Genomic DNA, 10,977 nt, shown 5'->3' with positions numbered 1-10,977 from the left:
GGCCGGTCACCGTTCACCGGCGGGGGTGGCCGGTGGGGGTGGTGGGTGGACCGGCGTGGTGGTGGACCGGCGTGGCGGGCCGGTCCGGTCGGAGGCAGGTCCAGCGCCAGGCGTTCGAGCGGTGGGCGCACTCGATCTCCGCGCCGTCCTCGGGGGTGGTGACGGCTCCGTGGCCGGCGGCCGGGCCGGGCTCGGGTGTGTTCCCCGTCAGGCGGTGCGGCGGGTCGCTCCCGCGCTCCAGCGGCCGAGTACCGGTTCGGTGAGGGTGCGGGCCGTTCGGCAGAGGGTCTGGCCGTGGCGTGCGAAGAGTTCGTCACGGTCGTCGAAGTGGCCGAGGTCGGCGACCACTTGGGCGGAGAGGTCGCAGGCGACGCCGGGGGCCGTCCCGCAGGTGTCCCACTGGACGCCGGTACGGGCGATCGCGTCGAAGAGGGTCTCGCCGCCCTTGTTGGCGAAGCCGTCGCCGCCGGGGTCGGGGGCGTCGAAGAGTTCGCCGATCGGGATCCACACGCCGCTGATCCTGAACTCCGGCCAGGCCAGCAGGACCTGCTCCGGCACGAACGGCTTCAGCCGCGGGAACCGTGGATACCAGAAGGTCCCGTCCACGAGCAGCCCGCGCACCCGCGTCCGTACGCGTACGGCACGGGCGACCGCCTCCAGCGCCGCCATCCGCTGACTGCACGAGCCGCGCCCCAGCCGCAGCGTCCGCGACACGCGCCGGCGGTCCTCGACCGAATACACCGGGCGTACGTCCCGCGCGATGATCCGGTGCGCGGCCCGCAGCGCGTCACGCGGCGTCGCCTCGCTCAGCACCCGGCGTGCGACCGCCCCGACCAGCGGGTCGTCGTGGTCCAGGATCGCCGTGGCCCGCGTGGACCCGACCACGCCCGCCGGCTCCCGGGCCGGCACCCCGGCACGCTTGGCCTGCGTGTTGTACGACATGAGCAACCGACTGGTCATGACAGTTCCGTCCCCGTCCCCGTACCCGTTCTGTTCCCGTTCCCCGTGGGAGCGCCGCCCGTCCCCTACGGGCGCGCGCCGCCCATCATCACACGGCGGCCCGGCCGGGCCGCGGGCCACTCAGGGTGAGGGTCGGGCCGGGGCTGCCGGGGGCTCGGCGACGCGCTTTCGTAGTACTTCCACCGACCCCATTGCGGCCGCGCGAACACGCCGACTACGGTCAGTCCTGCGCTCACGGAGAGTGCTCACCTGATTACTCATACGCATTCTGCCTGCATCTCGTCTCGCACTCGGACCCAGCCTCGTCCACAGCCCTCGTCATCAGCCTCGTACTCAGACTTGCCTCGCCGTTCTTTCGCACGTCCGTCCGGAGCCGTCCGCAGCAATCCGCAGCCGTTCGTAATCCGCCCCTGCGTACCGTCAGTTGAAGCGCACCCCGGGCCGTCGACACCCGAGGAGGAGCCGCCGACGCGGTAGGGACCCGAGCAATCCCTCTTCGTCGCAACGGAGTTGATCACACATGACCGAAACTGCCCAGACTCTCCCCGCCCCAATCCCCAGCGCCACCTCCTGGCCCTCGCCCGCGGCGACGACGTACACCCTCTTCTGTCCGCCCCTGGACATCTCCCCGCAGATCGCCCGCGACTTCGTCGCCACGGTCCTGCGGGCCCTCGGCCTCGACACCCTCGTCGACGCGGCCGCCCTGTGCACATCCGAACTGGTCACGAACGCCTGTGTGCACGCCAAGGGCGGAGGATCGGTTCTCTGGCTGGCGGTGGAGGCCTGGCGGGTCAGGGTGATCGTCTACGACGGTGACGAGAACCCGCCGGTCATAAGGGAGTTGACCCCGGGCGGGTGGGAGGAGGGCGGCCGTGGCCTCTATCTCGTGGACGCCCTCACCGAGGGTCACTGGGGAACCGCCGCCGTCCCGAACGGCGGCGGCCCCGTCCACCTCGACGGCAAGGCGGTGTGGTTCGACCTGGCGGCGCCGAGCGGGTCCATGTCGAGCTGACGGTGCGGGACTTCGGGTGAGCGCGACGGCGTACAAACCCGTTTGTGTCCGGTGGCTCCCCGCGTATTACATGCCGGGGGGATTCAGCGGGGCGAGCGGAAGGTGACTCATGCGGAGCAGGGCCGGCTTTGTCGCGGACGTGTACTCCCTCGGTGGCGGGGCGTGGGACATGGTGCCCGTCGCCCGGGGTGCGCTGGGGCAGATCTGGAGGCTGTCGGCCGGGGCCGGGGCCGGGGGCGGTGGTGGGGCCGGTGGCGGCGGGTCGTGGGCGGTGAAGGAGCTGCTGTTCGGGTGCGACGAGGGGCAGGTGGGGCGGGAGGCCGCGCTACGGAACGCGGCCGAGGAGCTGGGGATTTCGGCGCCCCGGTTGTTCGCGGACCGTGACGGGGCGTACGTGTCGCGGCTGCCGGACTCGATGGGCGGGTCGTACGTGAAGCTGTACGACTGGGTCGACGGGAGCGAGGCGGATCCGGCCGATCCGGAGCTTCTGGGCTGGTGCGGGCGGACGCTCGCTCTTCTGCACCGGGCCGGGGAAGGGCCGAGGGGGACACCGAACGACTGGTACGAGCGGTGTCCCGGGGAGGCCGACTGGGCGGTGTTGTGCGAGGGGGTCCGGAGGGCCGGGGTGCCGTGGGCGGATGCGCTGGAGCGGTTCGCAGCCACCTCGGCGGTGGAGTTGGCGCGGTACGTCACCCCGTCCGCGGGCGGTGACGTGGTGACCTCCCATCTCGACATGCGGCCGCAGAACGTGCTGGTGGGGCGGTCCGGGCCGGTCCTCCTCGACTGGGACAACGCCGGGCCCGTGTCGGCGGAGCGCGAACTCGCCCATGCCGTCCATGTGTGGGCCGGTGGTGACGACTTCTGTGCTGATTCCGCCCGGCGGTTGGTGCGGGGCTATCTGGATGCCGGGGGGCGCGCGGTCATCAAGGGGCTGGAGTCGTTCTCCCTGCTCTTCGCGACGGACCTGAACTATGTGCGGGTGCAGGCCGAGTGCGCGATCGACCCGAACGTGACCGCGTCGCAGCGGGAGTTCGCGAGCGCGGAGGTCGTGAGGATGCTGGGGAGGCTGCCGGATCCGGCAGCCGTCTCCCGGTTGGCGGAGGCGCTGGCTCCCGAGTGGTGAGGCCTCCGTGCGCCGCCGCGGGAGGGTTCGTTCAGGTTCGGTCGATGTGTACGTTCGTGGACTTCACCCGGGCCGTGGCCTCCATGCCGACCTCCAGGCCCAGTTCCTCCACGGCCTCCCGGGTGAGCAGCGAGACCAGGCGGTGCGGGCCCGCCTGGATCTCGACCTGGGCCGCCACGTCACCGAGCTTCACCGCGGTGACGATGCCGGGGAAGGCGTTGCGGGCCGACGTGTACGGGGCGTCGGCCTCGTCGGTGGTGTCCGAGGCCAGCTCCACGGAGAACGCCGCGAGGTCCGTCCCGTCGATGAGCCGGCGCCCGTTCTCGTCGCGCCGTGTCGCCACCCGGCCCGCGTCCGCCCATCGCCGCGCGGTGTCGGGGCTCACCCCGAGCAGCCGCGCGGCCTGACCGATTGTGTAGGACTGCATGGACGCCAAGATATGCGGCGCCGGGCGTGCTCCCGACTCCACGTCCGCCGCCAGGCCCACCGTTTTCTGTCCACCGACCGGCCCGGCGCTTCACATGGCACGCGTCGACAGCGCGCGCAAGCGCCGGAGCGTCGGTCGATGCGGGTATCCGTGCGCCCACCACCTGCGTACGCACTGGGTCGCACCCCCTTGACCAGGACTGCGGCCGGACGGTCGCGGCTCACCGCAGTGTGGTCAGGAACTTTCCCAGCCGGGCGATCCCCTCGCGCAGTTCGTCCGCCGAGGCCGCGTAGGAGAGGCGGACGTGGGTGTCGGCGGTGTGTGTGCCGAAGTCCCGGCCGGGGGTGAGTGCGACGTGCGCCTCCCGCAGGGCCCGCTCGCAGAACTGCCAGGACGTGAGGCCGGTCCCGCTGACGTCGAAGTAGACGTAGAACGCCCCGTCGGGCGGCACCGGCACCGGCAGTCCGATCCGCGCCAGCCCGTCCAGGACGAGCGCGCGCCGCTCGCCGAACTCCACCCGGCGGGCCTCGCAGACCGCCAGCGACTCGGGGGTGAAACAGGCGAGGGCGGCGTGCTGGGCGGGGGCGGAGGCGCAGAGGAAGTAGTTCTGGGCGAGGCGTTCCAGGGCCGGTACGAGGGGCTCGGGGACGACGCACCAGCCGAGCCGCCAGCCGGTCATCCCGAAGTACTTCGAGAAGCTGTTGATGACGACGGCCCCGGGGTCGTACGACAGCGCGCTGCGCGGCGGCCGGCCCCGCTCGTCGTGGTCGCCCAGGTCGAGGTAGATCTCGTCGACGAGGCGCCACGCGTCGCGCTCGCGGGCGAGATCGCAGAGGGCCGCCAGCTCGTCGGCGGGGACGGAGGTGCCCGTGGGGTTGGAGGGGGTGGCGACCATGACGCCGCGCGTACGGTCCGTCCAGTGCGCCCGTACCGCCGCCGCGTCCAGCTGGAACCGGCTCGCGGCGGTGGTGGGGACGAGGGTGACCTCGGCGCCGAAGCTCTCCACGATCTGCCGGTTGCAGGGGTAGGAGGGGTCCCCGATGAGTACCTCGTCACCGGGGTCGACGAGCGCGGCGGTGGCCAGCACGAGCGCGGCGGAGGCGCCGGCGGTGACGACGATCCGGCCCGGATCGACCTCGACGCCGTGCTGCTCGCCGTAGAACCCCGCGATGGCCTTCCGCAGGGCCGGCAGCCCGAGCGCCGCCGTGTACGTCATCGGCCGCCCGTCCATGACCTCCCGCATCGCCTCCACGACGGCCGGGGGAGCGCCGAAGTCCGGTTCCCCGAGGCTGAGTTTGACGACGTCGTGGCCCTGGGCGGACAGCGCGGCGGCCTGCTTGGCGAACTCCATGGCGTAGAAGGGGGCGACGGCCTGGGCACGCCGCGAGATGCGCACGCCGCCCGTGACGTCTGTGCCGCCCGGGCCCGTACCGCTGTCGTTCACATTGCTCATGCCGCTCATGCTGCGGCCCGGAGGGGGCTCGGGGCCAGTGGTGACCGGGGTGCTGTCCGGACACGGGGATGCCCAGCGGTGGCTGAGCATCCCCGTGGCGGTCGTCAGCCGCCCGGTGGGGGGTGCTCGCGCGGTTCCCCCCGCCCCTGAAAAGCAGGGGCTGCGCCCCGTACTTTTCGTCGGCCCGACGTCGTCGGCCCGGCCCGGTCGGTCGCGGACGGGGACGGGGACGGCGTGCTCATCGTGCCGTGAGTGCCTGTGCCACCAGCCCCGCCGCCTTGGCCACCAGCGGGTTGTCCGAGGGGCCTTCGGGGGCGTGCTTGGTCGTCAGGACGGACAGGACGAGGGGCGGCCGGAGGGGCGGCCAGACGACGCCGACGTCGTTGGCGACCCCGTACTGCGACCCGCCGCCGGTCTTGTCCGCGAGCGTCCAGTCGGCCGGAAGGCCCGCGCGGAAGCGCTCGACGTTGGTGGTGTTGGCGATCAGCCAGTCGGTCAGCAGTTCCCGGTCCGCGTCCGGCAGTGCCCGGCCGAGGAGGAGTCGCGCGTAGGTACCGCCGATCGCCCGAGGGGTGGTGGTGTCGGTCTTCCGCCAGGGCTCCGCCGAGTTCAGCTGGGGTTCCCAGCGGTCGAGGCGGGTCGTCCGGTCGCCGAGCGAGCGGCAGAAACGGGTGATCGCGGTCGGCCCGCCCAGCTCACGCAGCAGCAGGTTCGCCGCCCCGTTGTCGCTGTGCGAGACGCTCGCGGAGCACAGTTCCCCGACGGTCATACCGGCCGCGACGTTGGCCTCCCTGGCGGTGATGGGGCAGTAGCCCGCCGCCTCGACGTACTCCTTCGTGTAGTGGATCCGCTTGGCGAGGTACTCACCGTCGCGGTCGAGGTCCCGTAACACCGCGCCGGCGCCGAGCGTCTTGAACACCGAGCAGATGGGGAACCGTTCGTCCGCGCGGTACGCCAGCGTGCGCCCCGTGGCCGTGTCGTGGGCGAAGACCCCCAGCCGCGCGGCGTGCTCCCGCTCCAGTTCCCCAAGCTGTCGGGAGAGCCCCGCGTCGGAGGGGGCCGAGGCGTGTGCCGAGGCGTGCGCCGTTCCGGAACCGAGAGCGCCCAAGACGCCCAGTCCTGTCAGGCCGCCGAGGCCGAGCACCGTACGGCGGCGGGGGCGTGATCCCGTGGTTTCCAAGGTTCTCTCCGTACCTGGTCGTGTTCCGTACCTGGTCGTGATCTCTGTCCGGCTCTCTGTCCGGCTCTCTGTCCGGCTCTCCGTCCGGCACTTTCGTGATCTCTGTTCGACTTCGGATCCTGAGACGCCACTGCCGCACCACCGGTTTCCCTTCTCACAGCAGCGCAGGCGCGTGGAACTCCCCGAGGCCCGAGTCGAGGTCACGGTCCAGCCAGTAGCGGCGGGGCTCCGCGAGCATCACGTCGACGCTGACCGTGAGGATGCCGGGGATCTCGGCGAGTTCGTGGTCGATGAAGGCCGCCAGGGCGGAGCGGTCGGTGACCAGGCCCGTGGCGAGGACGGACATGTCGCTGGCCACATGGGCGACGAGGCGGGTCTGCGGGAGCCGGTCGATACGGCGCATGACGTCGGGGGTCTCGCCGGGGGCGACCCGCAGCCGGAGGATGAACGGTGTCCGGAAGCCCAGCCACTCCGACACGATCTCCAGCCGGGGCCGGACCCAGCGTTCGTCCAGGACCCGGCGGACGACGCGGTGCGCGGTGGAGGTGGCCAGCCCCGCGCCCCGCCCGATGCTCGCGGAGGAGGCCCGGCCGTCCAGGATCAGCTGGGCGACGACGGTGCGTTCGACCTCGCTGAGGGGCTTGGCGGGCGGCATCGCGGTCGCGGTCGCGGTGCCCTCCGGCCGCCCGCCGGTGAGCTTCAGCAGCTCGGCCCGCTCGGTGTCGGTCAGGAACTGCGGGTCCCAGGTGATGCCCCGGCGCAGGGTGCTGAGCGCGGGCAGCGCGTTGACGCGGCGCACACCGGGGACGGAGAACATCCGGTCGATCGCCTCGCTGGTGTGCGCCTCGGAGGGGGCGTGCACGACGGCGTAGAGCGGGTAGTCGCCGGAGATCTGCGCCAGGAGCTGGAGGTGGGGCAGGCTCCGGAGCCGGTGCAGGACGGCCAGCGGGGTCTCGCCCGTGATGTCCAGGAAGACGTGGACCGGCATCGCCGTGGAGTGCATGCCCCAGTCGGCCTGCCCGATGACGCGGACCATCCGGGCCTCGTGCAGCCGGTCGTAACGGCGTTTGAGGGTGCCGGCGTCGGCGGACAGGATCCCGCCGATGTCGTCCCAGGTCGCCCGGGGCGCCAGGTGCAGTGCCCCGATGAGGCGCCGGTCGAGCTCGTCGAGGAGAGGGCGGGTCATGTTGCCCCACCTTAGATCCGCCCCATCCGGGATCGCCGATTAATCCCGCCGTCACGTCGAGTGGCTAGGAAATCTCTCACTCGAATGCCATGGTGTGAAGGAACATCCCCCCAGCGCGCGAAGAGGTACCGATGAGTGCCACCTCTGCCCAGTCACAACAGCCCGACCGGACCGACGCGCCCGACCCGGTCGAGAGCCCTGCGCGCCGCGTTCCGGGGTTTCGCGGCGATGGAGAAGGTCGGCAACAAACTCCCCCACCCCTTCTGGCTGTTCTGGATCCTCGCGGGCGTCGTCGTCCTCGGCACCGTCTACGGCCGGCTGACCGGCACCTTCTCCGCCGCCCGCGACACCGTCGCCGCGATGGCCGACGGCACCCCGGTCGATGGCGCCGATCCTCGTCCTGTTCTTCGCGATCTCCCAGTTCCTCGCCTACTTCAAGTGGACGAACATCGGCGACGTCCTCGCCGTCCTTGGCGCGGAGACCCTGCGCGGCCTGAAACTCGACGGCTGGACCGTGCTGGTCGGTATCGCCGTACTGATCACGCTGATGAACCTCCTCATCACCAGCGGATCCGCGCTCTGGGCCCTGGCCGCACCCGTGTTCATCCCCATGCTGATGCTCATCGGCATCGCACCCGAGACCACCCAGGCCGTCTACCGCGTCGCCGACTCCGTCACCAACTGCGTCACCCCGATGAGCCCCTACTTCGTGATGGCGCTCGGCTTCGTCCAGCAGTACCGGAAGTCCGCCGGCATCGGCACCCTCGCCTCCTTCATGATCCCGATCGCCGCCGTCGTCCGGGTCGTCTGGATCGCGTTCTTCGTGGCCTGGTACCTGGTGGGCCTCCCCTTCGGCATCAACTGACCCGCCGGACAGAGCCCTTGAGGAGTCGGCCGAGGCAACTCGGAAGCCGGCCAAGGCAATCGAGAAAGCAGACCATGACCGCATCGCACGCCACCCTCGCCGCCGTCGTGACCGCCCGCGCCCAGGACGTCTCGGCGGAGATCGTCGCCGACATCCTGACCCTCGTCCGCCACGAGACCTGCAGCTACGACCTGCCCGCGCTGGCCTCCGGCCTCGACCTCCTGCGCGATCTGGCGGTCACCCGCCTCGGCCCGCCGGACCACGAACACCGCCACCCCGGCGGCGCGTACGGGGACACACTCACCCTGACCTACACGGGCACCGGCAGCGGTACCGGGCACGTCGCCCTCGTGGGCCACTACGACACGGTGTGGCCGACGGGCACGCTGGCCGGCTGGGAGCAGCCGGAGTCGACGGACGGGGACGGGCGGGCGCGGCTCGGCGGGCCGGGCATCTTCGACATGAAGACCGGCCTGGCGCAAGGGATCTGGGCCCTGAAGCTGGCCCGGGAGAACGGCGCTCCGGTCCCCACCGTCACCTTCCTCTTCAACGGTGACGAGGAGATCGGCTCCCTCGCCTCCCGCCCGGTGATCGAGGAGACCGCCAAGAAGGCCGACGCGACGCTGGTGCTGGAGCCCACGGCGCACGGCGCGGTGAAGACCGCCCGCAAGGGCACCGGGATCTTCAAGGTCACGGCCACCGGCGTCGAGTCGCACGCCGGGCTCGCGCCGCAGGACGGGGCGAGCGCGATCCTGGCCCTGTCCGAGTTCGTGATCGCAGCCGCGGCCGTCGCCGCCCCCGAGCGGGGCACGACGGTCAACGCCGGCCTCGTCAGCGGCGGTTCGGCGGCCAACGTGGTCGCGGGCTCGGCCACCGCCGGCATCGACATCCGGGTCGCCGACGAGGCCGAACAGGCCCGGGTGGACGCCGAGTTCGCCGCCATCCAGGTCACCGACCCCCGCGTACGCATCGAGATCGAGCATGACTGGAACCGTCCCCCGATGACTCTCAACGCCGCCTCCGCCCCCCTGCTCGCCCTCGCCCGCGAGGTCGCCCGCGACCAGGGTCGCCCCCACCTCCCCGACGCCGCCGTCGGCGGCGCCAGCGACGCCAACTTCATCGCCGCCCTCGGCCTCCCCGTCCTCTGCGGCATGGGCGCCGTGGGCGACGGAGCGCACGCCCAGGGCGAGTACATCCACCCCGACACCGTGCCCGCCCAGACGGCCCTGGTCGCCGGACTCCTGACCCGACCGCTGCGCGGCTGACCGGCGGCCGGACACGGGGGAGACGAGCACGGGGGTTCGTCAGGGCTTGCGCGGCGACGGCGGTGGGCGGGCGCGAGGGCGCAGACACGGATCGGGCCGGCCGCCGCCGGCGCGCAGTTCACGTGGACGGCAGCGGACTGCGAGGTGCCGTCACGCGCGATGGTCAGCGCAGTCGCCGCGAAGCCGAACGGCTCGTTCGTCCCCTTCCCGGAGCTGTCCGACCTGAGTGTCCTCTCAGCATCCTGTGCGTAACGCGCACGGGGTCTTGCGCCCGGTCCGTGGCCGCTTACGTCGCCGGAGGGGAAGTACACGATCTCGACGAGACGGAGACCCGCTCGCTGCCCAGGGCACCTCAGGTGCCCCCAGCGAAACTGGTGTGCCTTCAACGTGCCCCGGCCGCCTGACGCCCCTCCCCGCTCATGACGAGGGCGGAGCCCGAAAGCCCCGCCCGAACACCATGAATCCCCGGATCAGGGCCAGACCAGGCAGTACGGCTGATGCCCCGCCTCGTGCAGGCGGTGGCTGAAGTCCTGCCATTCGTGGAGGAGTTGGTAGACGTTGAAGGCGTCGCGGGGGCCGCCGCGGTCCGGGACCGTCGACCAGATGAAGGCGGCCGCGCCGACCGCTTCCTCGCCGATGCCTCTGAGGGGGTCGACGACCGTCATCGGGAGCTTCACGACGGCGTAGTCGGGGTGGAGGACGACCAGTTCGAGCGGGGGCACCTTGTGGAGGGGGACGCCTTCGATGCCGGTCAGCACCATCGCGGCCATCGTCTCCGGCTTGATCTTGGTGAACATGCCGTTCATGCCGAGTTCGTCGCCGCCGAGCTCCTCGGGGCGCATCGAGATCGGGACACGGGCCGCGGTCGCGCCGTCGGGCGCGCCGAAGTATTTGTACGTCACCCCCACCCGGCCACCATTCCCGCTCCCCGCCCGGAGCCGGTTGACCACATGGTCCAGGCCCTCCACCCGGTCCGCGCGGTCCGCACTCTCGATGCGGTCCGGACGGTCCTTGCGGTCCGCACGGCTCCTGCGCTCCGCGCGACTCCTGCGATCCACCAGGTCAGGCCGGTCCATCCGGTCCGTCTGATCCATTCCGTCCACACGATTGACACGATCCACATGATCGGCACGATCCATACGGTCCATACCGTCCATACGGCTGCGCCGCCCGATCCGCTCAGGCCCAGCGCTCTGGATCCGGTCGGAGCCATTGGACGGGACCCGGTCGGAACCGCTCTGGACACGGTTGTCGCCGGTCTCTGACCGGCCGGTACCCGCTTCCGTTCGGTCGGCGTGGTCAGTACGGTCTGCGTCGCCTCGCGGACCGTCTGGGTCGTGTGTGCCGTGTGCACTCTGCGGACCGTACACGCCCGGCTGACCCTGCGGGGCGTGCGGGGGCTGTGACCCCGGCGACGCCGGAGGAACGGGGGGTACCGGTGGGGCCGGCGGCACGGGTGGTACCGGAGGCAGCGGCGGCGACCCCTGCGGGCCCGGCGACGATCCC

General features: G+C 71.9%; 9 protein-coding genes and 1 pseudogene. 4 read left to right on the top strand and 6 right to left on the bottom strand.

Features of this window, described 5'->3' with window-relative positions:
* Positions 1-207: 207 nt before the first annotated feature.
* Positions 208-960 (bottom strand): transglutaminase domain-containing protein, encoded by a 753-nt coding sequence (locus AWZ10_RS11105; protein WP_060890980.1) that lies wholly within the window; start codon positions 958-960, stop codon positions 208-210.
* 520 nt (positions 961-1,480) lie between these two features.
* On the opposite strand from AWZ10_RS11105, the gene AWZ10_RS11100 reads away from it, so the two are divergent.
* Positions 1,481-1,972, top strand: coding sequence for an ATP-binding protein (locus AWZ10_RS11100; RefSeq protein ID WP_046709688.1), 492 nt, complete (start codon positions 1,481-1,483; stop codon positions 1,970-1,972).
* A gap of 109 nt (positions 1,973-2,081) precedes the next feature.
* On the top strand, positions 2,082-3,095 hold the full coding sequence (locus tag AWZ10_RS11095; RefSeq protein WP_060890979.1) for a phosphotransferase enzyme family protein: 1,014 nt from the start codon (positions 2,082-2,084) through the stop codon (positions 3,093-3,095).
* Positions 3,096-3,126: 31 nt separating this feature from the next.
* Here AWZ10_RS11095 and AWZ10_RS11090 read toward each other — a convergent pair whose 3' ends face one another.
* From AWZ10_RS11090 to AWZ10_RS11075, 4 genes are all read right to left on the bottom strand, one after another.
* Positions 3,127-3,522 carry a TOBE domain-containing protein gene (locus AWZ10_RS11090; protein ID WP_046709707.1) on the bottom strand — a complete coding sequence of 132 codons (396 nt, stop codon included), beginning with the start codon at positions 3,520-3,522 and terminating at the stop codon, positions 3,127-3,129.
* Positions 3,523-3,742: 220 nt separating this feature from the next.
* On the bottom strand, positions 3,743-4,975 hold the full coding sequence (locus tag AWZ10_RS11085) for a pyridoxal phosphate-dependent aminotransferase (RefSeq protein ID WP_060890978.1): 1,233 nt from the start codon (positions 4,973-4,975) through the stop codon (positions 3,743-3,745).
* Positions 4,976-5,213: 238 nt separating this feature from the next.
* A complete protein-coding gene (gene bla, locus AWZ10_RS11080) occupies positions 5,214-6,155 on the bottom strand; it encodes a class A beta-lactamase (protein ID WP_408993469.1) in 942 nt (313 codons plus the stop codon).
* 154 nt (positions 6,156-6,309) lie between these two features.
* Positions 6,310-7,341, bottom strand: a complete 1,032-nt coding sequence (locus AWZ10_RS11075) for an Lrp/AsnC family transcriptional regulator (protein ID WP_046709710.1) — start codon at positions 7,339-7,341, stop codon at positions 6,310-6,312.
* Between the two features lie 294 nt (positions 7,342-7,635).
* On the opposite strand from AWZ10_RS11075, the pseudogene AWZ10_RS11070 reads away from it, so the two are divergent.
* Positions 7,636-8,206 (top strand): annotated as a pseudogene (locus AWZ10_RS11070) (AbgT family transporter); the annotation flags it as partial.
* Positions 8,207-8,280: 74 nt separating this feature from the next.
* Positions 8,281-9,471: a M20/M25/M40 family metallo-hydrolase gene (locus AWZ10_RS11065; protein WP_060890977.1), complete on the top strand. Its 1,191-nt coding sequence runs from the start codon at positions 8,281-8,283 to the stop codon at positions 9,469-9,471.
* A gap of 470 nt (positions 9,472-9,941) precedes the next feature.
* Here AWZ10_RS11065 and AWZ10_RS11060 read toward each other — a convergent pair whose 3' ends face one another.
* The gene (locus AWZ10_RS11060; protein ID WP_003974483.1) at positions 9,942-10,379 is read right to left on the bottom strand and encodes a hypothetical protein; all 438 of its coding nucleotides are present in this window, start codon (positions 10,377-10,379) and stop codon (positions 9,942-9,944) included.
* Between the last annotated feature and the right edge of the window lie 598 nt (positions 10,380-10,977).

The organism is Streptomyces europaeiscabiei (assembly GCF_001550375.1).
GTDB lineage: Bacteria > Actinomycetota > Actinomycetes > Streptomycetales > Streptomycetaceae > Streptomyces > Streptomyces europaeiscabiei.
The sequence above is the reverse complement of the archived record's forward strand: the minus strand, read 5'-3'. Positions and strand labels throughout refer to the sequence as shown.